Annotated in this window: 21 protein-coding genes; 14 read left to right on the plus strand and 7 right to left on the minus strand. The window is 70.8% G+C overall.

The window, feature by feature from the left end:
* The first annotated feature begins 129 nt into the window (after nt 1-129).
* Both AB3X52_RS15275 and AB3X52_RS15280 read left to right on the plus strand, forming a co-directional pair.
* Complete coding sequence (locus tag AB3X52_RS15275) at nt 130-324, plus strand: hypothetical protein (RefSeq protein WP_367994957.1); 195 nt, start codon at nt 130-132, stop codon at nt 322-324.
* A gap of 39 nt (nt 325-363) precedes the next feature.
* Entirely contained in the window at nt 364-888 is a 525-nt protein-coding gene (locus AB3X52_RS15280; protein ID WP_367994958.1) for a ferritin, read from the plus strand.
* Between the two features lie 201 nt (nt 889-1,089).
* On the opposite strand, the gene AB3X52_RS15285 is transcribed toward AB3X52_RS15280, so the two are convergent.
* Nucleotides 1,090-1,434: a hypothetical protein gene (locus tag AB3X52_RS15285; RefSeq protein ID WP_367994959.1), complete on the minus strand. Its 345-nt coding sequence runs from the start codon at nt 1,432-1,434 to the stop codon at nt 1,090-1,092.
* Between the two features lie 91 nt (nt 1,435-1,525).
* Entirely contained in the window at nt 1,526-2,209 is a 684-nt protein-coding gene (gene nucS / locus AB3X52_RS15290; RefSeq protein WP_367994960.1) for an endonuclease NucS, read from the minus strand.
* A 50-nt stretch (nt 2,210-2,259) separates the two neighbouring features.
* Here nucS and AB3X52_RS15295 point away from each other — a divergent pair, with 50 nt between their 5' ends.
* The 6 genes from AB3X52_RS15295 (at nt 2,260) to AB3X52_RS15320 (ending at nt 8,853) form a co-directional block, all read left to right on the plus strand.
* Nucleotides 2,260-2,778, plus strand: coding sequence for a GNAT family N-acetyltransferase (locus tag AB3X52_RS15295; RefSeq protein ID WP_367994961.1), 519 nt, complete (start codon nt 2,260-2,262; stop codon nt 2,776-2,778).
* Nucleotides 2,779-2,802: 24 nt separating this feature from the next.
* Nucleotides 2,803-3,996, plus strand: a complete 1,194-nt coding sequence (locus AB3X52_RS15300) for a 3-hydroxyacyl-CoA dehydrogenase NAD-binding domain-containing protein (protein ID WP_367994962.1) — start codon at nt 2,803-2,805, stop codon at nt 3,994-3,996.
* Between the two features lie 147 nt (nt 3,997-4,143).
* Nucleotides 4,144-5,928: a 3-hydroxyacyl-CoA dehydrogenase family protein gene (locus AB3X52_RS15305; RefSeq protein WP_367994963.1), complete on the plus strand. Its 1,785-nt coding sequence runs from the start codon at nt 4,144-4,146 to the stop codon at nt 5,926-5,928.
* Between the two features lie 63 nt (nt 5,929-5,991).
* Nucleotides 5,992-7,494, plus strand: coding sequence for an MFS transporter (locus tag AB3X52_RS15310; RefSeq protein WP_367994964.1), 1,503 nt, complete (start codon nt 5,992-5,994; stop codon nt 7,492-7,494).
* A gap of 84 nt (nt 7,495-7,578) precedes the next feature.
* Entirely contained in the window at nt 7,579-8,241 is a 663-nt protein-coding gene (locus AB3X52_RS15315; protein WP_367994965.1) for a hydrolase, read from the plus strand.
* A 24-nt stretch (nt 8,242-8,265) separates the two neighbouring features.
* Entirely contained in the window at nt 8,266-8,853 is a 588-nt protein-coding gene (locus AB3X52_RS15320) for a TMEM175 family protein (protein WP_367994966.1), read from the plus strand.
* 31 nt (nt 8,854-8,884) lie between these two features.
* On the opposite strand, the gene AB3X52_RS15325 is transcribed toward AB3X52_RS15320, so the two are convergent.
* On the minus strand, nt 8,885-9,478 hold the full coding sequence (locus AB3X52_RS15325) for a DinB family protein (RefSeq protein ID WP_367994967.1): 594 nt from the start codon (nt 9,476-9,478) through the stop codon (nt 8,885-8,887).
* 107 nt (nt 9,479-9,585) lie between these two features.
* On the opposite strand from AB3X52_RS15325, the gene AB3X52_RS15330 reads away from it, so the two are divergent.
* The 4 genes from AB3X52_RS15330 to AB3X52_RS15345 all read left to right on the plus strand — a co-directional run bounded on the left by AB3X52_RS15330 (nt 9,586) and on the right by AB3X52_RS15345 (nt 13,089).
* Complete coding sequence (locus AB3X52_RS15330; RefSeq protein ID WP_367994968.1) at nt 9,586-10,581, plus strand: helix-turn-helix transcriptional regulator; 996 nt, start codon at nt 9,586-9,588, stop codon at nt 10,579-10,581.
* Nucleotides 10,582-10,590: 9 nt separating this feature from the next.
* Nucleotides 10,591-11,394, plus strand: coding sequence for an alpha/beta fold hydrolase (locus AB3X52_RS15335; RefSeq protein WP_367994969.1), 804 nt, complete (start codon nt 10,591-10,593; stop codon nt 11,392-11,394).
* A 74-nt stretch (nt 11,395-11,468) separates the two neighbouring features.
* Nucleotides 11,469-11,981, plus strand: coding sequence for a SigE family RNA polymerase sigma factor (locus tag AB3X52_RS15340; protein WP_367994970.1), 513 nt, complete (start codon nt 11,469-11,471; stop codon nt 11,979-11,981).
* Nucleotides 11,974-13,089, plus strand: coding sequence for a hypothetical protein (locus AB3X52_RS15345; RefSeq protein WP_367994971.1), 1,116 nt, complete (start codon nt 11,974-11,976; stop codon nt 13,087-13,089). Before AB3X52_RS15340 ends, AB3X52_RS15345 begins: the two co-directional genes overlap by 8 nt.
* A gap of 22 nt (nt 13,090-13,111) precedes the next feature.
* Here the strand turns inward: AB3X52_RS15345 and AB3X52_RS15350 are convergent, their stop codons facing one another.
* Nucleotides 13,112-13,648 carry a CGNR zinc finger domain-containing protein gene (locus AB3X52_RS15350; protein ID WP_367994972.1) on the minus strand — a complete coding sequence of 179 codons (537 nt, stop codon included), beginning with the start codon at nt 13,646-13,648 and terminating at the stop codon, nt 13,112-13,114.
* A 39-nt stretch (nt 13,649-13,687) separates the two neighbouring features.
* Here AB3X52_RS15350 and AB3X52_RS15355 point away from each other — a divergent pair, with 39 nt between their 5' ends.
* Entirely contained in the window at nt 13,688-14,638 is a 951-nt protein-coding gene (locus AB3X52_RS15355; RefSeq protein ID WP_367994973.1) for an EamA family transporter, read from the plus strand.
* A gap of 17 nt (nt 14,639-14,655) precedes the next feature.
* Here the strand turns inward: AB3X52_RS15355 and AB3X52_RS15360 are convergent, their stop codons facing one another.
* The 3 genes from AB3X52_RS15360 to ccrA all read right to left on the minus strand — a co-directional run bounded on the left by AB3X52_RS15360 (nt 14,656) and on the right by ccrA (nt 18,665).
* Nucleotides 14,656-15,798 carry an AI-2E family transporter gene (locus AB3X52_RS15360; protein WP_367994974.1) on the minus strand — a complete coding sequence of 381 codons (1,143 nt, stop codon included), beginning with the start codon at nt 15,796-15,798 and terminating at the stop codon, nt 14,656-14,658.
* Nucleotides 15,795-17,012: a coiled-coil domain-containing protein gene (locus AB3X52_RS15365; RefSeq protein WP_367994975.1), complete on the minus strand. Its 1,218-nt coding sequence runs from the start codon at nt 17,010-17,012 to the stop codon at nt 15,795-15,797. Before AB3X52_RS15365 ends, AB3X52_RS15360 begins: the two co-directional genes overlap by 4 nt.
* Before the next feature lie 312 nt (nt 17,013-17,324).
* On the minus strand, nt 17,325-18,665 hold the full coding sequence (gene ccrA / locus AB3X52_RS15370; RefSeq protein ID WP_367994976.1) for a crotonyl-CoA carboxylase/reductase: 1,341 nt from the start codon (nt 18,663-18,665) through the stop codon (nt 17,325-17,327).
* Nucleotides 18,666-18,938: 273 nt separating this feature from the next.
* On the opposite strand from ccrA, the gene AB3X52_RS15375 reads away from it, so the two are divergent.
* The gene (locus AB3X52_RS15375) at nt 18,939-20,357 is read left to right on the plus strand and encodes an MFS transporter (RefSeq protein ID WP_367994977.1); all 1,419 of its coding nucleotides are present in this window, start codon (nt 18,939-18,941) and stop codon (nt 20,355-20,357) included.
* Nucleotides 20,358-20,394 lie beyond the last annotated feature (37 nt).

Consider the following 20,394-nt stretch of genomic DNA (forward strand, 5'->3'; position numbering starts at 1 on the left):
GTGGTTCCGTCGGCCTCGCTGCCGCGCACCTGCTCTCGGTCGGCGTCGTGCTGGCCCTGTCGGTGGTGAGCGGCGTCCGTGACCCGGGACACGTAGGTAAGGCTGCCCTATCCTGCTAGTGTCCCGAGTGTGGGCAAGAAGAGCCGGTCGAAGACGAAGCTGCCGAAGACGGAGTGCTGCGTCTCGAAGAAGCGCTGCGAGCGGTGTCCGATCCGGATGCTGAAGGAAGGCACGCTGCCGGCCGGGTATACCGTCAAGAAGCGCAAGCTCGTCAGCCTCGACGGCCGCAAGGTGACCAAGAAGCGGCTCTCCAAGGCCGCCTAGACATCCGTGAACGACCCTGACCGACCAGGAGATCCCGCATTGCCCGCCGACCGGTTCGTCAAGCAGCTGAACGCCCAGATCGGGAACGAGCTCGCCTCGCACAACCAGTACCTCGCCTGCGCCGTCTACTACGACGCGCTGACGATGCCCCAGATGGCGGCCTTCTTCTACCGGCAGGCCGCCGAGGAGCGTGACCACGCGCTGATGATGGTGCAATACCTCCTCGACACCGACGCCAAGGTCGAGATACCTCCGGTCGAGGGCATCGCCAACGACTTCGCCGACGTCGTCGCGCCGGTCGCGCTCGCACTCGAGCAGGAGAGGCGCGTGACCGATCAGATCAACGAGCTCTACAAGATCGCGCGCGAGGACGTCGACTTCGCCTCCGAGCAGTTCATGGCGTGGTTCATCCGGGAGCAGGTCGAGGAGGTCGCCACGATGAGCGATCTGCTCAACGTCGTGACGCGCAACCACGACGACGTGGAGCAGATCGAGGTCTACGTCGCCCGCGAGACCCGCTCGGAGAGCGCCGACCCGACCGCCCCCGCGATCGCCGGCGCCTGAGCGGGGCGGTCGCCCGAACGCGGGGGTGATCGGACAGTCCTGCGCCCTGCGTCTCCTGGAGGAGGGTGCGACGTCGAGAAGGTCATCCGCGAGCCGCCTGCGGAGACGACGTGCGCCTCACGGTGGCGTTCCGGCCCCTCCCTCGCCGCCGAGGCGGTGTCGGAGAGCCTCGCCCCTCAACCGTGGCTGGGCGGAGGCTCGTCAACGGGGCTCGGGCAGGCGCCGGAGCACCTCGGTGAGGGTCTCGTCGATCCGATCGAAGCGGGCGTCATGGGCGTCGAAGCGGGCGTCGTGGGCGTCGAAGCGGGCGTCGTGGGCGTCGAAGCGGGCGTCGTGGGCATCGAAACGCTTGTCGTGGGCGTCGAAGCGGGCGTCGTGGGCGTCGAAGCGGGCGTCGTGGGCATCGAAACGCGCGTCGTGGCCGTCGAAGCGGGCGTCGTGGCCCGCGACGATCTCCTTGATCTCGGCGAGCAGATCGTAGATCGAGACGATCTCGCTGTCGTGCTGCCTGAGCTTGTGCTCGATCTGCTGCGGCGTCAGCGGCATGAGCGCTCCTGGGGTCGTGGACGGCAGGTCGAGGGTAGGCGGACCGGGCGACCTCGGGCCAGTGGGTCGCGCGGATCTGTGGAGAAGTCGTCTAGAAGAGCCGATCCTCGGCATTGTCTAGGCCGCGCAGGGCGTCATAGTCGACGACGGCACAGGTGATGCCGCGATCCTCCGCGAGCACGCGGGCCTGGGGCTTGATCGCCTGGGCCGCGAAGATGCCGCGCACCGCGCCGTTGGTGGTGAGCAGCGGGTCGCGGTTGAGCAGCTCGAGGTAGCGCGTCAGCTGCTCGACGCCGTCGATCTCACCGCGCCGCTTGATCTCGACGGCGACGGAGGCGCCGCCGGCGTCGCGGCACATCAGGTCGACGGGGCCGATGGCGGTCGGGAACTCGCGCCGGACGAGCGTCAGACCGGGGGCCAGGGTCGCGGGATGCTCGGCGAGGAGCTCCTGCAGGTGCCTCTCGACACCGTCCTTCTGGAGGCCGGGGTCGATGCCCAGCTCGTGGGAGGAGTCGTGGTGGATCTCCTCGATGAGGATGCGCAGGGTGTCGTCGGTCCTGCTCGTGACCTTCCACTCCACCCGTCCGTCCTCCGCGGTGCCCTCCGTGAGGTTGCACGGAGGAGACATCCAGTTGAGCGGCTTGTAGGAGCCGCCGTCGGAATGCACGAGCACCGACCCGTCGGCCTTCAGCATCAGGACCCGGGTCGCCATCGGCAGGTGCGCCGTGAGGCGTCCGGCGTAGTCGATCTGGCAGCGCGCAACGACGAGTCTCACGCGGCCAGAATCTACAGTGACGTCATGGCGCGCCACATCGAGGAGCGGTCGTGAGCGTCGTACGCCGGGCGACGCGCGCGGATCTGCGGCACCTCGGCGGGATCGAGGCCGACGCCGACCGGCTCTTCGCCGCCTACCTCGGCGCTGACCCGGGTTGGCCGTCGCCGCCGGCAGGGGAGCGTCGTGCGGCCGAGCCCGGCTTCCTGCTGGTCGCCGCCCCGGACGACGGACCGGTGCTCGGCTTCGTTCACGTGCTCGAGATCGACGGCGCGGCTCATCTGGAGCAGCTCTCGGTCGCCTCCGCTGCCCAGCGGCAGGGGCGCGCGCTCGTGGAGGCGGCGAAGGCCGAGGCGGCCTCCCGTGGCCACGGGCAGATGAGCCTGATGACGTACGCCGACGTTCCCTGGAACGCGCCGTTCTACGCGACGTGCGGCTTCGTGCAGGTGGAGCCCGCGACGCCGTTCCACCGACGGCTCATCCGCGTCGAGGAAGACCTCGGGCTGGCGCGTCACGGCCGCCGCGTGCTGATGGTGACCAGTCTCACAACCCCAGGGGTTACCAGCGAGTAGCAACCTGCGGCAGCCTTCGGGGTCATGACCGCTCTCACGAACGATCAGACTGCGACGGGCGCCGAGGAGCAGATCTCGGCCACACTCGTCAACCCCTACCTCAACCACGCCGTCCGGATGCTCGAGGCCGGCTATGCGACCGCCACCGACATCGACCATGCGATGCGCTTCGGCTGTGGCTACCCGAAGGGCCCGCTGATGGTCATCGACGAGCTCGGTGCCGCGACGGTCCGCGACGCGCTGGCTGCGCGGTTCGCCGAGACCGGCGACCACCTGCACCAGCCCGCGGACCTGCTGGAGAAGGCTGCCGCCGAGGGGCTGACCCTCGCCGGCGGGGAGGCCGGCGACCACGCGGCGCCTCAGGTACGCCGTCCGGTCGCGACCGTCGGTGTCGTCGGCACCGGCACGATGGCCAGCGGCATCGTGCAGGTCTTCGCCCAGAGCGGGTACGACGTCGTGGTGGTCGGCCGCGCGCAGGAGAAACTGGACGCGGTGGTGACGGGGATCGCCCGGAGCCTCGAGCGGGCCATCGCGAAGGGCCGCTCGGACGAGGCGACGAAGCAGGCCGTGCTGGGCCGCATCACGACTGCGACCGGCCGCGAGGCGCTCGCCGCCGCCGACCTGGTCGTCGAGGCGATCGCCGAGGACCTGGCGATCAAGGCCGAGCTCTTCACCGACCTGGACCGGATCTGCAAGCCCGGCGCGATCCTGGCGACCACAACGAGCTCGATGCCGATCACCGAGCTCGCCACGGTGACGGGGCGTCCCCAGGACGTCATCGGCATGCACTTCTTCAACCCCGCGCCGGTGATGAAGCTCGTCGAGGTCGTCACGACGGAGCACACCGCCGACCACGTCGACGAGACCGTCAAGGCGCTGTGCGCGAAGACGGGGAAGGTCGCGGTCTCCTGTGGTGACCGCTCGGGCTTCATCGTCAACGCTCTGCTCTTCCCCTACCTCAACGATGCCGTCAGGCTCGCGGAGTCGGGCGTGGACCTGACCGCGATCGACGCCGCGATCAAGGAGCGGGCCGGCTTCCCGATGGGGCCGTTCGAGCTGCTCGACGTGGTCGGCAACGACGTCTCGCTGGCGATCCAGCAGGAGCTCCACCGTGAGTTCGGCGAGCCCGGCTTCAAGCCCGCCGCCACGCTCGAGGCGAAGGTCGCCGCCGGCGAGCTGGGTCGCAAGACGGGTCGAGGCTTCCACACCTACGCCTGACCCACGCCGACACGGCACTGCCTCAAGGACCGGATCGAGGACACCTCAAGGACCACCGCCGAGGGAACGGTCCCGAGGTCGTGCGCCGCGGCTACCTCCGGGTAGCCGCGGCGCACGACGGTCTTCGCCGGTGGCATAGTGCCCTCCATGAGTGAGCGCACCTTCTCCACCATCGGGGTCGTGGGCCTGGGCACCATGGGTGCCGGTATCGCCGAGGTCTTCGCCCGCAACGGGTTCAACGTCGTCGGGGTCGAGCAGAACGACGAGGCGGTGGAGCGCGGGCGCGCTCACCTGCAGCACTCGACCGACCGGGCAGTGAAGCGCGGCAAGCTCTCGACTGACGACCAGGACGCGCTCCTCGGACGGATCTCCTTCGCGACCGACCCGACCGCACTCAAGGACGCCGACTTCGTGGTCGAGGCCGTGGTCGAGTCGCTCGACGTCAAGAAGTCGATCGTCTCGACGCTCGACGACATCGTGTCGCCCGACGCCATCCTCGCGACCAACACGTCGTCGCTGTCGGTCACGGAGATCTCCACGGCCAGCAAGCACCCGGGTCGCGTCGTCGGCGTCCACTTCTTCAACCCGGCGCCGGTCCAGGCGTTCGTCGAGGTCGTGCGCACGGTGGTGACCGAGCCGGAGGTGCTCGACGACGCCCGTGCGCTCGTCGAGAAGCTGGGCAAGAGCCCGGTCGTCTGCGGGGACCGGGCCGGCTTCATCGCCAACACCCTGCTGTTCGGCTACCTCAACCACGCCGTCGCGATGTTCGAGGGTCACTACGCGACCCGCGAGGACATCGACGCCGCCATGCGCCTGGGCTGCGGCTATCCCATGGGTCCGCTGGCGCTCCTCGACCTGATCGGGCTGGACACGGCGTACGAGATCCTCGACACGATGTACCGCCAGGGCCGCGACCGCCTGCACGCGCCGGCGCCGATCCTGAAGCAGATGGTCACCGCGGGCATGCTCGGCCGGAAGACCGGACGCGGGTTCTACACCTACGAAGGCCCGGACAGCCCGGTCGTCGTCGACGATGCGCTCACGCCGAGCGCCGACGCGGCGCCCGGCCTCCGGCGCGACATCGCGACCGTCGGCGTCGTGGGCACCGGCACGATGGCGACCGGCATCGTCGAGGTCTTCGCGAAGGCGGGGTACGCCGTCACCTTCGTCGGTCGCTCCCAGGCCAAGGTCGACGCGGTCACGGCGACCGTCACCAAGTCGCTCGACAAGGCGATCCAGCGCGGCAAGCTGGAGGAGTCGGAGAAGCCCGCGATCCTCGCTCGCCTCACCGGCACGACCAGGCTGGACGACCTCGCGTCCGTCGACCTCGTCGTGGAGGCGATCGCGGAGGAGATCGGCCCGAAGACCGCGCTCTTCGAGAACCTCGACGAGATCTGCAAGGTCGGAGCGATCCTGGCCACCACCACCTCGTCGCTGCCGGTGATCAGCCTCGCCAAGGTCACGAAGCGTCCGCAGGACGTCGTCGGCATGCACTTCTTCAACCCCGCGCCGGTGATGAGGCTCGTCGAGGTCGTGTCGACGGTGTCGACCTCGGAGGACGTCGCCGAGACCGTCCGCGCGCTCTGCACGCGGATCGGGAAGCACGCCGTCTCCTGTGGCGACCGGGCCGGCTTCATCGTCAACGCGCTGCTCTTCCCCTACCTCAACGACGCCGTGAAGATGCTGCAGGCCCACTACGCCACGGCCGACGACATCGACACCGCGATGAAGCTGGGCTGCGCCCTGCCGATGGGGCCGTTCGAGCTGCTCGACGTGGTCGGCAACGATGTGTCGCTGGCGATCGAGCGGGAGCTCTACAACGAGTTCCGCGAGCCGGGATTCGCGCCGGCGCCGCTGCTCGAGCACCTCGTCACGGCGGGCTACCTCGGCCGCAAGACCGGACGCGGCTTCCGCGACTACAGCGCGCGCTGACCGCGGGTCGACCGCCGGTCGACAGCCGTTTCCGCGGGAGGCCCGGTCGGGTACCTCTCGTCCATGAGCAGCGTCGAGACGGGCCGCATCACGACGAGGATCCCGGCGAGGCTCGACCGGCTGCCGTGGTCGCGGTGGCATTGGCTCGTGGTCGTCGGTCTCGGGACGGTGTGGATCCTCGACGGGCTCGAGGTCACGATCGTCGGCTCGATGTCCGACGCGCTGCGGCCGCACGACACCGGGCTGGGGATGAGCAGCTGGGACGTCGGCTTCGCCGGGGCGGCGTACGTCGCCGGGAGCTGTGTCGGTGCGCTGGTGTTCGGTCAGCTGACCGACCGGTTCGGCCGCAAGCGACTCTTCCTGCTCACGCTCGGCGTCTACACGGTGGCGACCGTGCTGACGGCGTTCTCCATGGCGCCGTGGTGGTATTTCGCCGCTCGCTTCCTCACCGGGACCGGCATCGGCGGGGAGTACGCCGCGGTCAACTCGGCGATCGACGAGCTGATCCCCAAGGCACACCGTGGCCGGGTGGACGTGGCGATCAACGGCTCGTACTGGGTCGGGGCGGCGATCGGCTCGCTGCTCACGATCCCGCTGCTGAACCCCTCGGTCGTCTCCGCCTCCTGGGGCTGGCGGGTCGCCTTCGGGCTCGGCGCGGTCCTCGCACTCGGCATCCTGCTCGTCCGCCGCAACGTCCCGGAGTCACCCCGCTGGCTCTTCATCCACGGCCGCGAGCACGACGCGGAGCGGATCGTCGACGACATCGAGCGCCGGGTCGGCGAGGAGGCGGGGGAGCGGCTCCCCGAACCGGGGGAGGACGAGGAGATCACCATCCGGCAGCGTCGCTCGATCGGCTTCGCGACCATCGCGCGGACGGTGTTCACGCTCTACCCGAGGCGGACGGTGCTCTGCTTCGCGCTCTTCGTCGGCCAGGCGTTCCTCTACAACGCATTCTTCTTCACCTACGGCGACACGCTCTCGAGCTTCTTCGGGGTGAAGCAGACGGGGTGGTACCTGGCCGTCTTCGCCGCCTCGAACTTCGCGGGAGCGCTCCTGCTCAGCCCGCTCTTCGACCGGGTCGGGCGGGTCCGCATGATCACGGGGACGTACGTCGTCTCCGGCGTGCTGCTCGCCGTGACCGGGCTGATCCTCGGCGGGCTGTCCGCGGTGACCCTCACGCTGATGGGCGCGATCGTCTTCTTCATCGCCTCGGCGGGCGCGAGCTCGGCCTACCTGACCGCGAGCGAGGTGTTCCCCATGGAGACCCGGGCGCTGTGCATCGCGTTCTTCTACTCGATCGGGACCGCGGCGGGTGGCATCTCGGGTCCGCTCTTCTTCGGCTGGCTCATCGACCAGGCGTCGGAGGCCAAGGACGTCACCGGCATCGCGGTCGGCTATTTCGTGGGAGCGGCCCTCATGGTCGCGGGCGGGGTGACCGAGGCGTTCCTCGGCATCCGGGCTGAAGGGCGCTCGCTCGAGAGCATCGCCCAGCCGCTGACCGCCGAGGACCGTGACGATCCGGGAGACGCCAGCGGCTCGGACGCTCCGCAGCCGGCGCACGCGTAGCGGACCCGCACGTCCGCATCCCCCGCGTCCGCGGCCACGTGTCGGTCCGGGGCGCGGAGCGCGGGGGTGCCGTAGAGTCGCGCCATGCCGAAAGTCGCGCCCGAACCGATCCGCGATCCGCAGAGCGACCACCTCCTCACGCCGCAGAACTGCGTGATCGCTCTCATCGACTTCCAGCCGGGGCAGTACGCCACCGTCACCTCCTCGTCGCGTGCCGAGATCGACCTCGGCGTGGTGACGCTCGCGAAGCTCGCTGTCGCCTATGACGTGCCGATCGTCGTCTCGACCGTGGCGGTCGACATGGGCGTCAACGAGCCGACCGTGCCGGAGATCATGAACGAGCTGCCGGGCGTGACACAGATCGACCGGACCGGCGTCAACGCGTGGGAGGACGCCGACTTCAAGGCCGCGATCGAGGCGACGGGCCGCAAGAAGGTCGTCATGGCGGGGCTGTGGACGGAGGTCTGCCTCTCCTTCCCGACCCTCGACATGCTGGCCGAGGGCTACGAGGTCTACCCGGTGGCCGACGCGGTGGGCGGCACGAGCAAGGTGACGCACGACCGGGCCTTCGACCGGATGATCGCGGCAGGCGCGCAGCCGGTCACCGCGATCGCCTTCGGCTGTGAGCTGATGCGCAACTGGGAACGCGAGGACGCCGACGTCTTCCGCCGGATCTTCAACTGGTACTTCCAGACGAAGCGTCAGCTCGGGCTCTGGGGCGGTGGCACCGTCCCGAGCGCCGGCTGAGCGGGCCGCGTCCGAGGGCTCCACGTGTCGTCATCGCGCCTGGAGGCGTTCAGCGACGGCGTGCTCGCCATCATCATCACGATCATGGTGCTCGAGCTTCGCCTGCCGGAGCAGAAGACGTTCGACGCCCTCTTCCACGAGACCGGGCTGAGCCTGCTGACCTATGCGCTGAGCTTCATCTACGTCGGCATCTACTGGAACAACCACCACCATCTCTTCCAGGTGGTCGACCACGTCGACGGCGTGGTGCTGTGGGCCAACCTGCACCTGCTGTTCTGGCTCTCGCTCTTCCCGCTCTCGACGAGCTGGCTCGACGAGCAGCACCTCGCCCGCGACCCCGCGATCCTCTACGGCGCCAATCTGCTCGGCGCAGCGGTGGCCTTCTTCCTCATGCAGGTGGCGGTCAAGCGCCTGCCCGGTGGCGAGAAGCTCGCCCAGGCTCTCGGCAGCAACCTCAAGGGCTGGGGCTCGATGGTGTTCTATCTCGTCGGCATCGCGATCGCGTTCGTGGCGCCGCGCTGGTCGGTCGTGCCGTTCGTCGTCGTCGCGCTGTGGTGGCTCGTGCCCGACCCGCGGGTCGAGCGCTGGCTCGAGGAGAACGCCCGAGACTAAGGGCTCGGCCAACGCGGCCCCGCTCCGGATCTCAGACCTCGACGGGCGGGCGCCAGGGCGTGAGCCACGGCGTCTCCGGCCAGCCCTCGCGCCCGGCGAGCAGCTCATACATCGTCGCGCCGTCGAGGCCCTCGCGGACGATGTCGGCATGGCCGGCGTGGCGGGCGAGCTCCTCGAGCAGGTGGAACCACACCCAGCGCACCGACCAGGCCTCGACGTCCTTCGGGAACCACGGCGCCTCGGGGACCGGCACCGGCGTGTCCAGATCGAGGGCGCGGACCGCGTCGAGGACGCGGTCGCACACCTCGTCGTACGACGCCAGCACGGCTGCCAGCGTGTCGGACTCCTGCCAGGTGAAGTCGGTCAGCCAGCCGGCCTGGCGGGCCTCCTTGGCTGCCGGGTCGACGCGGCCGGGTGCGGCGAGGGCGCTGTCGAGCCAGCTGGCCTGAGTGCTGGTGACGTGCTTGATCAGCGTGCCGATGCGCAGCTCGCTGACGGTCGAGCGGGTGCCGGCCTGGTCGTCGGTCAGGCCGTAGGTGGCGTTGCGGAAGGCGTCCTGCTGCTGGCGCAGGAAGCCGGCGAGTGCGGAGCGCTCGTCGGGCACGACGGGGGCGTGAGCGGGCATCTGCGTGCTCCTCGGTGGGTGAGGGGTGGACCCCGGTTGTCTGGCTGAGACCAGTGTCGCCCCGAAAGCGGACAGCGCCGGTCCGCTACCTCTGTCACAGTGGTGCCATGGGACAGGCCCGACCACCGGAGTCGACGACGGAGCGCGTCCTGCGACTGCTCGCGCTGCTCCAGCAGCGGCCGGTGTGGACAGGACCCGAGCTCGCCGAGCGGCTCGGCGTGACGACGCGGAGCATCCGGCGCGACGTCGGTCGGCTGCGCGCGTTGGGCTATCCGGTCAACGCCGCGCAGGGCGTCGGAGGTGGCTACCAGCTCGGTGCCGGCAAGGCGCTGCCGCCGCTGCTGCTCGACGACGAGGAGGCGATCGCCACCGCGGTCTCGCTCCGGCTGGCCGCCGGTGGCACGGTCGCCGGCGCCAGCGAGGCGGCGGTGCGCACGCTCGCCAAGCTCGACCAGGTGCTGCCGGCCCGGCTGCGGGCCGAGGTGCGGGCGCTCCACGACGCGATCGCGACGCTGGAGGGCACCCGCATCGAGGTCGACGCCGATGCTCTCCTGCAGCTCGCCCGGGCCAGCCGGGACCGGCTCCGCGTCGAGTTCGGCTACGACGCTCGCGACGGCGTCGCCTCGGTGCGGCGTGCCGAGCCCTACGCCCTCGTCGCGACGGGCCGGAGGTGGTATCTCATGGCGTTCGACCTCGACCGGGACGACTGGCGCACCTTCCGGCTGGACCGGCTCCGTGACCTGAGGACGTCCACGTTCCGCTATCGTCCGCGTGACCATCCGGACCCGGCGGACTACGTCCAGCGCTCGATCAGCCGGTCGCCGTACGCCGTCGACGCGCGGGTGCGCTTCCACGCCCCAGCGGCGGTCGTGCGCGAGCGGGTGCCGGCATGGGTGGGGGCGGTCACCCCGGACGGGCCCGAGGATGCGCCGGGCTGCGTGCTCGAGACAGGCGGTTCGGACCTCGACGGGCTGGCGTTCCACCTCGGCCTGATCGGCCTCGACTTCGAGGTCCTCGCGCCGCCGCAGCTGCGCGACCGCGTCGCGGCGGTCGGCGCCCGGCTCACCGCGGCCGCTCGCGGGAGAGGAGGGGTGGCGCCCTAGGGTTGCCCCGTGAGCACCACGGGGACCGACCTGCACGTCGCGCGCTACGGGGAGGCCGGCTCGCGGGTCGTCTTCTGCCACGGCCTGTTCGGCCAGGGACGCAACTGGACGCAGATCGCCAAGGCGCTGGCTGACGCGCACCGCACGGTGCTGGTGGACCTGCCGAACCACGGCCGCTCGCCGTGGCACGAGCGGTTCGACTACGTCGCCATGGCCGACGAGGTGGCGGGGCTGCTGGACGCGGAGGGACCGGCCGCGCTCGTCGGCCACTCGATGGGCGGCAAGGTCGCGATGCTCCTCGCGCTGCGTCGGCCCGATCTCGTCGAGCGGCTCTGCGTCGTCGACATGTCACCGGTGACCTATCACCGCACCGACGTCTTCGAGGGGTTCGTCGCGGCCATGCGGTCGCTCGATCTCAGCACGCTCTCCGGCCGTCAGGAGGCCGACGACCGGCTCGCCGAGGCGGTGCCGGACCCGGGCGTGCGGGGGTTCCTGCTGCAGAACCTCCGTCGCGACCGGGACTCCGGGGGCGCGAACGGATGGCGCTGGCAGATGAACCTCGACGTCCTCGGCGACAGCCTCGGCGACCTGGCCTCCTGGCCGGAGGACCGGCTGACCGGGGTGGCGGCGTACGACGGGCCGGTCCTGTGGATCGCCGGGCAGGACTCCGGCTACGTCAAGCCGGAGTACGACGCCGCGATGACGCGCTGGTTTCCGCGGAAGCGGCTCGTGACGATCAAGGGCGCCGGACACTGGGTGCACTCCGAGCAGCCGCAGATCTTCGTGGAGGTGCTGCGCCGGTTCCTGGCGTGACCCGCGACCGCACGGGCCGCGCGTGACTGCAACAGGCGCGCGTCCACCAGCGTGAGTAGGGCATGGAGGTGCTGGTGGGCGAACGAGTGTCGGGGGTGCCGACCTTCGAGGCGTGGACGGCGGCGCGCGTGCCGGCGCTGCTGCGGTTCGCCGTGCTGGTGACCGGCAGTCGGGCCGAGGCGGAGGATGCGGTCCAGGCGGCGCTCGAGCGGGCCTACGTCCGCTGGGACCGAGTGGCGCGGACCGAGGACCCCGATGCCTACGTCCGGCGGATGATCGCCAACGCGCATGTGTCGCTGTGGCGTCGTGGCCGGCGCCGCGAGGTGCCGGTGGCGGAGGTGCGCGGCAGCGAGGCCGACCCGACCGGCGCGGCGAGCGATCCGATGGAGGCGAGCGACCGGGCCGACGTCGTACGACGCTCGCTGGCGGGGCTCTCGCGCGCGCAGCGGGCGGCGGTGGTGCTGCGGTTCTACGAGGAGCGTGACGACGCCGAGATCGCTGCGCTGCTCGGCTGCGCGGAGGCGACCGTGCGCTCGCACGTCCACCGCGCCCTCGTGGCGATGCGGAAGGAGCTGGGCGATGACTGAGCAGCAGGACGAGCAGCGGTTCGCCGAGTTCCTCCGCGACGGCCTGCGGCAGCTGTCCACGGAGGTGGACGTGACCGTCCCGGTCGCCGAGCGCGCCCGCGCCGCCGTCGTACGCCGCCGGCGCCGGTCGCTCCTCGCCGCCGGTGCCGCGACCGCGGCGGTCGTGGCACTCGTCGTGGCCGCGCTGGCGGTCACCCACGGCGCCGACCGGTCGAGGCCCCTCGGTCCGGCGACGACCGCGACCGACGTGCCCACGGCGCCGGAGATCCCCGGCGGCTATCGGCTCGAGAGCTGGCACTCGGTCGAGGTCTACGTGCCCGTGAGCTGGGGCTGGGGCGGTGCGCCGCCGGCGTGCGGCGTCGGCCCTCGCCTCGGCTCGGACGGTCATCGGCTCGTCTCCGGCGAGACCGTGCCCGGGTACGTCGGCCGACCCGTCGCCCAGGTCCGGCACTGCTCCCAGCGGAGCCAGGGGACGCAGCCGACACCCACGACGCCGTACGTCTGGCTCGGCGCGAGCCTCGCGCCCGGGCGGGTCGACCTCGGCGGCGGATGGGTGCAGGAGACCCGGATGGTCGCGGGCGTCACGGTGACGGTCGCCGGCGACGACGCCGACCTGCGTGCGGCGATCCTGCGCTCAGCGCATCCCACGAGCACGGGGTGCGACACACGTCTCGCAGCGCCGCCGACGCCGGGCGGGAGCGCCGAGGACGGCACGTTCGCCCCCGGCTCCATGCTCGTCTGCGCGTACGCCGCGGACGAGAGCGCGGCGCACTACGACCTCCTCTACGCGGAGTCGCTGCCCGCGGGTGCGGCCAAGGAGCTCGCCGACGCCGTCGTGGCGGCGAAGCCGCTGGGTGAGTTCAGCTGCTACGGCGCACGCGGAGGGGAGTGGGCGTTGCTCCACCTCACCCAGGGCTGGGCCCCCGACGCCGCCTTCCGTGACTACGTCGTGGACCTGAGCTGTCCGAGCATCGCGGCGCCGGACGGCACCCAGCACGAGCTGACCACAGCCGACGTGCTGCCATGGGCGGTCGACGGGGTCAACGCCGTGCTGCATGCTCCGCCGCAGGTCGCGCTGCCGGGTCGGCTGATCGCGCTGACCCGCTGAGCGGGCCGCGGCCGGACGGAGCCTAGGCCTGCGACTGCCGCGCGCGGTAGGCCGCCACCGCGTTGCGGTTGGTGCAGGCGGTGGAGCAGTAGCGCTTCGACCGGTTGCGGGACAGGTCGAGCACCACGCCGTCGCACTCGTCGTCGGCGCAGAGCCCGAGCCGGGACATCTCGTCCTCGCGGATGACGTCGATCATCGCCATCGCGGTCTCGACGGCGATCCGGGTGGCGAGCGGCTCGTCGGGGCCGACGGCGTGGACGTGCCAGTCGTACGCCGCATGGCGGATCAGCCGCGGGACCGCCTGTGCCTTCGCCAGGACGTCGTTGACCAGCTCCGCCGCCGTGTCGCGGTCGCTCGTCATCAGGTCCCTCAACCCCGGGCGGAGCGCGCGCACCTCCTCGAGCTCCGTGCGGGTGCGGTCGTGTCGGCCGGTGTAGTCGAACCGGTCGAAGAACGCGTCGAGCTCGGCCACCGTGGTCAGCGTCTCCGGCGCCGAGGCGGAGTTGACGAGCGCGACCGCCGCTTGCAGCGACAGCACGGTGTCATGAGCGAAAATCACGTTGACACATTACAGTCCGGCTTCCTAGCGTCACTTGCCATGAGCGCAATGACCAATGACGACCGCCTGGTCGTGGCCACCCCGGCGACGCGGGCCGGCTCCGGCCTGCTGGTCGCGCTGGTCTCCGCCGCCAGCTTCGGGCTCTCCGGTCCGCTGGCGAGCGGCCTGCTCGCCACCGGGTGGAGCCCCGGAGCGCTGGTGCTGGTCCGGGTCGGTCTCGCCGCGCTGGTCCTCACTCCGCTCGGGCTGCGCTCGCTGCGTGGCCGGGCCGGCGTCGTACGCCGCAGCCTGCGGCTGGTGGTGCTCTACGGCGTGCTCGCAGTCGCCGTCTGCCAGTTCTGCTACTTCTCGGCGGTGCAGCGCCTCGACGTGGGGCTGGCCCTGCTCATCGAGTACACCTCGCCGCTCCTCATCCTCGCCTGGCTCTGGCTGCGCCACGGCCACCGCCCGGGACGCCTGACGCTGGTCGGTGCCGCACTGTCGGTCGCCGGCCTGTTGCTGGTGCTCGATCTCGTCGGCGGGGTGTCGCCGGACGCGGTCGGCGTCCTGTGGGCGCTCGCCGCGATGGTCGGCGGGGCGTCGTACTTCCTGATCAACGCCGACGCCTCCATCGGTCTGCCGCCCTTGGCGCTGGCCTGGCTCGGGCTGGTCGTCGGGGCGGTCGTCCTCGCCCTCCTCGGGGTCGCCGGGCTCATGCCGCTGCACGCCAGTGGGGGAGCGGTGGCACTCGCCGGCGGGCGTACGCCGTGGTGGGTGCCGGTGGTGCTGCTCGGCGTGGTCACGGCGGCGCTCGCCTACACGACCGGCGTCGTCGCGGGCCGGCTGCTCGGCGCGCGGCTGGCGTCCTTCGTCGCCCTCGTCGAGGTCGTCGCAGGGGTGCTCTTCGCCTGGCTCCTGCTCGACCAGCTGCCGCACGCGGTCCAGCTCGTCGGCGGCCTGCTCGTCCTCGCCGGGGTGGTCACGGTGAAGCTCGGGGAGCGGGACGCCTGACCGACGCTCGGGCGCCGCTAGCGTTCGTCCTGGGCGCGGACGAGCACCTCTCTGATCAGCATGAGGATCGCCGCGGCCGTCGGGATCGCGAGCAGCGCGCCGACGACGCCGAGCAGCGACGCCCCGACGAGGGCCGCGATGACCGTGACCACACCAGGCACGTCGACCGACTTCGACATCACGCGCGGGTAGATCACGTAGTTCTCGATCTGCTGGTAGGCGATGTAGAAGATGATCGCGATGATCCCGGTCTTGACATCGGTGGCGAAGCAGATCGCGCAGACGATGACGGCCCCGATGGTCGCGCCGATCATCGGGATGACGTCGGTGAGCATCACGACGAAGGCGAGCGCGACGGCGTACTGCCCCATGCCGACGACGAAGAGGAAGACCAGCGAGGAGAGCCCGGCGCAGCAGGCCACGATGAACGCGCCCGAGACATAGCCGCCGATGCCGTCGAAGATGCGCTCGCCGAGCTTGGTGACCCGGTCGCGGCGCGAGGCGGGGGCGAGGCTGTAGAGCGCCTTCTTGGTCTTCTCGTAGGAGGCGATGAAGTAGAGCGTCAGCACGGTGATGACGAAGGCGTTCGCGAGCAGCCCGAGCACGGCCAGGCCGACGCCGAGCACGCCGCCGAAGAGCGAGCTGACGAAGTCGCCGCCCGTGACGAAGTCCTTGATCTTGTCGAGCACGTGGTACTCGTTGTCGAGGTCCTGGATCCTCCGGTTGTGCTCGAGCTTGTCCAGCCACTCCGGCACGTTGTCGCTGATCTTGCCGACCTGGTCGCTGATCACCGGCACCAAGGCGACCACGAAGAGCGCGAGCGCGGCCAGGACGATCACGATGACGGTGAGGACGGCGTACGGGCGCTTCATGCCGCGCCGTTCGAGGAACACCACCATCGGGTTGATGCCCGCGGCGATGAAGAGCGCGACGACGACCTGCACGATCACGCCGCTGATCGCCATGACGATGTTGCCCAGCGCCCAGGCGGTCAGCAGCCCGAGGCCACCGAGGAGGCCGATCATGTACGGCGCTCGCCGCGAGATCGGCGGCCCCGGGGTGCCGAGCATCTCCTCGTCGGTCTCGGCGCCGAGGGCCTCGTTGCCCTCCTCGCCGGTCGCGGCGTCGGCGCTCGGCTCGGCCGGGGCCGCGTCGCTCACTCGTCGTTCTCCGCGTTGTCCGGCTTCGCCGTCTTCTCGGGCTTCGTCGGCTGGCCGGTCTGCTGCGCCGACGGCGCGTCGTCGCCCGGCGCCTCGGCGTCGGCCTCCGGCTCGTCGTCGTCCTTGCCGAACCCTGCCACCAGGTCGGTGAGCGAGGAGAGCTGGACGGCGATGGCGTCACGGCGCTTGGTCAGCCGCTGGACCTCGGCGTTGATGACCGCGCGCGCACGCTCGGCCTCGACGGTCGCGGTGGACGCGATGTGGTCGGCCTCCGCGCGGGCCTTGGCGAGCAGCGACTCGGCGTCCCGCTTCGCGCGGGCGAGCAGGCCGTCGGCCTCGCGCTCGGCCGTCGCACGCTGCTCGGCGATCTGCTGGGCGGCGACGCGGGCCCGCTCCTCCGCGGCCGCGGCACGGCTCTCGGACTCCTGCACGAGCCGGCGGGTCTCCGTCATGGCGGCCTCGTGGTGGTCGGCCGCCTCGCGGGCGAGACGCTCCTTCTCGACCGCGAGCATGCGGCGCGCCTCCTGGACCTCGCGGTCGGCGCCGGCGCGCGCCTTCTCGACGTCACGCTGCGCCGCCGTACGCAGCTCGGTGACCTCCTGGGTGGCGGCCAGGCGGAGCTGGTCGGCCTCGCGCTTGGCGGAGGCGACGTGGTCGTCGGCCTCGCTGCGCGCGAGGGAGCGGGTCTGCTCGGCCTCGGCGGTCACCGTGGTGCGGTGGTCGTCCATCTCGCGGTAGTGGGACTCGCGCAGCGCCTCGATCTCACGCTGGGCCGCGGCCTTGGCGGCAGCGGCCTCGCGCTGGGCCTGCTCGCGGATGACGGCGGCCTCCTTCTCGGCGGCCTCCTTGACGTCCGCCGCCTCCTCCTCAGCCAGGCGGAGCATCGCGCTGGCCCGGCCGCCGAGGCTGGCGTAGGTCGGGTTCTTGTTCTCGGCGAGCTCGGAGCGCAGCGCAGCGACCTGCTTCTCGAGCTCGCTGGCCCGTTGCTGGGCGCTCTTCGCCGCGGCCGCGGCCGACGCGCCCTGCGCGGTCAGCTCCTGGATGCGTGCGTCGACGGCGGCCGTGTCGTAGCCGCCGCGCCGCACGATCGGGAGCGGCGACTGCGTCGCGCCCGGCGCCGGGACGCGGGGGAGGACCTGTGTGCGCTCGTTGTCGGCCGACGACGCCGGCTTCTTCGGATCGTCGTCGAAGATCGACAGGCCCTGGTTGCTCATGTCGGCGGTTCCCTCTTCCGTGTTCGTGGTCCGTGCTGTGCCGGCAGCCGTGCCGGCTGCGCGTGCTCCACCCATCCTTGCGGCCAAGCGTGTCACAACCCAGGCCCCCGCTGGGGTGGACTCGCAGGAGTCGGGGCGCGACCTGTGGCGCCTCCCCGCCCGCGCCGCGGTGCGACGGCGTGGCACTCGGCCGGGTCGAAGCGACGGGTGAACGACGACGGGTCAACGGCGACGGGAGCCGGTGCACGGTATCCCGTGCGCCGACCCCCGTCGTGGTGCTCCTGCCGGCTGTGCCGGTCAGCCCCGCCCGTCTTAGACCCCGCGGAAGCGGTTGATCTTGTCGAGGTGCTGGGCCCGCAGCTCCTCGTCGAGGACGCCGAGGCCCTCCTCGGGGGCGAGGGCGAGGACGCCGACCTTGCCCTGGTGGAGGTTCTTGTGGACGTCGAGCGCGGCCTGGCCGACCTCGTCGAGGGGGTAGGTCTTGGACAGGGTGGGGTGGATCTTGCCCTTGGCGATGAGGCGGTTGGCCTCCCAGGACTCGCGGTAGTTGGCGAAGTGGCTGGAGATGATCCGCTTGAGGTTCATCCACAGGTAGCGGTTGTCGTACTCATGCATGTAGCCCGAGGTGGAGGCGCAGGTGGTGATGGTGCCGCCCTTGCGGGTGACGAAGACCGAGGCGCCGAAGGTCTCTCGGCCGGGGTGCTCGAAGACGATGTCGATGTCCTCGCCGCCGGTCAGCTCGCGGATCCTCTTGCCGAACCGCAGCCACTCCTTGGGGTTCTGCTCGGTGCCGTCCTCGTTCCAGAACCGGTAGTCCTCCTCGGAGCGGTTGATGACCAGCTCGGCGCCCATCGAGCGGACGATGTTGGCCTTCTCCTCGTTGGAGACCACGCAGACCGGGGTGGCCCCACCGTTGAGGGCGTACTGCGTCGCGAAGCCGCCCAGACCGCCCGAGGCGCCCCAGATCAGCACGTTGTCGCCCTGCTTCATCGCGCCGCCGTTCTTGGAGACCAGCTGGCGGTAGGCGGTGCAGTTGACCAGTCCGGGCGAGGCCGCCTCCTCCCAGGTGAGGTGCTCCGGCTTGGGCATGAGCTGGTTGGACTTGACCAGCGCGATCTCGGCCAGGCCGCCGAAGTTGGTCTCGAAGCCCCAGATCCGCTGCTCGGGGTCGAGCATGGTGTCGTTGTGGCCGTCGGGGCTCTCCAGCTCCACCGAGAGGCAGTGGGCCACGACCCGGTCGCCGGCCTTCCACTTCGTCACGCCCGCCCCGGTCGCCAGGACGACACCGGACAGGTCCGAGCCCACCACGTGGTAGGGCAGGTCGTGGCGCTTGGTGAGCTCGGAGAGCCGGCCGTATCGCTCCAGGAAGCCGAAGGTCGGCACGGGCTCGAAGATCGAGGTCCACACCGTGTTGTAGTTGATCGCCGAGGCCATCACGGCGACGTACGCCTCGCCGGGGCCGAGCTCGGGGAGCGCGACGTCCTCGACGTGGAGGGACTTGCGCGGGTCCTTCTCCTTGGAGGCGATGCCCTCGAACATGTCGACCTCGTCCTTGTGGACGGTCGCTGCGCGGTAGTGGTCGGGGATCTCGAGGTTCGCGAAGTCCTCGGTGCTGGTGTCACCGGCGAGGATCGCGTCGAGGATGTGCTGCACGTCTGCTCCTGCGTCACTGAGGGGGCGGGCGGTTGCTTGTGAGGGAGATTACTGATCGGTAACCATCGCCGACAGGGGGTGTGACGGAGGGCACTCCCCGACACGAGTGTCCTCGCGGTCGGCGTGGGAGGAAAGTGACGGCGAGGCGCATGAGGTCCGCCGGATCGGGTACCGGCTCGCGTTTTCCCGCCCAGGTGCGGGACGGATGATCGACGTCGATCGGGTGCTCGAGCCGGTCGTCGTACCGACGACCGATCTCGAGCAGGTGACCTGATGCAGAACGTGCCCCCTGCTGTTCCGACGTCGACGAGTGGCGGAGCGGACCCGGGAGCGGCGAAGCGGAGGCCGCTGCTCAAGCGCGCGACCGCGGGCGCCGCGATCGGGAATGCCACCGAGTGGTTCGACTACGGAGCCTACGGCTATGTGGCCAACGAGATCACCGACAACTTCTTCCCGCACGCCGGGTTCGTCGGTACGGCGCTCGTGTTCGCCGTCTCGTTCGTGCTCCGTCCGCTCGGCGGGATGTTCTGGGGCCCGCTGGGTGACCGGGTCGGTCGCCAGCGCGTCCTCGCGACGACGATCGTGCTGATGGCGGGGTCGACCTTCCTGGTCGGCTGCCTGCCGACGTACGACACCATCGGGGTCTGGGCGGTGGTGCTGCTGGTCCTCCTGCGTGTCGTCCAGGGCTTCTCGACCGGCGGGGAGTACGGCGGCGCCGCGACCTACATGGCGGAGTACGCCCCCGACAAGCGGCGCGGGTTCTTCGGCAGCTTCCTCGAGTTCGGCACGATCAGCGGCTTCACGGCAGCGATCGCGGTCGTCACGCTGACCCGGCTGATCATCGGCGACGACGGCATGACGTCGTGGGGCTGGCGGGTGCCGTTCCTCATCGGCGGTCCGATCGGGCTGGTGGGGATGTATGTCCGCACCCGGCTCGAGGAGAGCCCGGTCTTCACCGAGCTGGAGGAGGCCGACAGCGTCGAGGAGGGTGCGGGCAGCGCGCTCAAGGACCTGGTCGGCAGCTTCTGGAGGCCGATCCTGCTCCTCATGGGCCTCGTCGCCGCGCTCAACATCGCGAACTACACGCTGCTCACCTACATGCCGACCTACCTCACCGACGAGGCCGGCTTCTCCGCGGGCCATGCCGACCTGCTGGTGATCCTCGGCCAGCTCTGCATGCTGCTCTTCATCCCGTTCGCCGGCGGGCTCTCCGACCGCATCGGCCGCAAGCCGATGTGGGGCGCGTCGTTCATCGGGCTGGCGGTGCTCGCGGTCCCGATGTTCCTGCTCATCGCGCAGGGCTTCTGGCCGGCCGTCATCGGCTTCGCCGTCATGGGGATCGTGTACGTCGCGCAGCTGGCCACCATCAGTGCGACGTTCCCGGCGATGTTCCCCGCGCCGGTGAGGTACGGCGGCATGGCGATCGGCTACAACATCTCGACCGCGCTCTTCGGCGGGACCGCGCTCTACGTCAACGACGCGCTCATCGGCGCGACCGGCAACAACCTGATGCCGGCGTTCTACATGATCGCCGGCTCGCTCGTCGGCCTCGTCGCGCTCTTCTTCGTCATCGAGACCGCCGGGAAGCCGATCCGCGGCACCGAGATCCCCGGCACTCCCGAGTCCGAGGCCGAGATCGCCGAGCTCGAGGCCCTCGAGCCCGAGTCCGCAGAGCCCGCCACCCGCCCATGATCCGCGAGTCGGCGCAGATGGTCGGGGGAGGAGGCAC

The sequence above is a fragment of the Nocardioides eburneus genome (assembly GCF_040838215.1).
GTDB lineage: Bacteria > Actinomycetota > Actinomycetes > Propionibacteriales > Nocardioidaceae > Nocardioides > Nocardioides eburneus.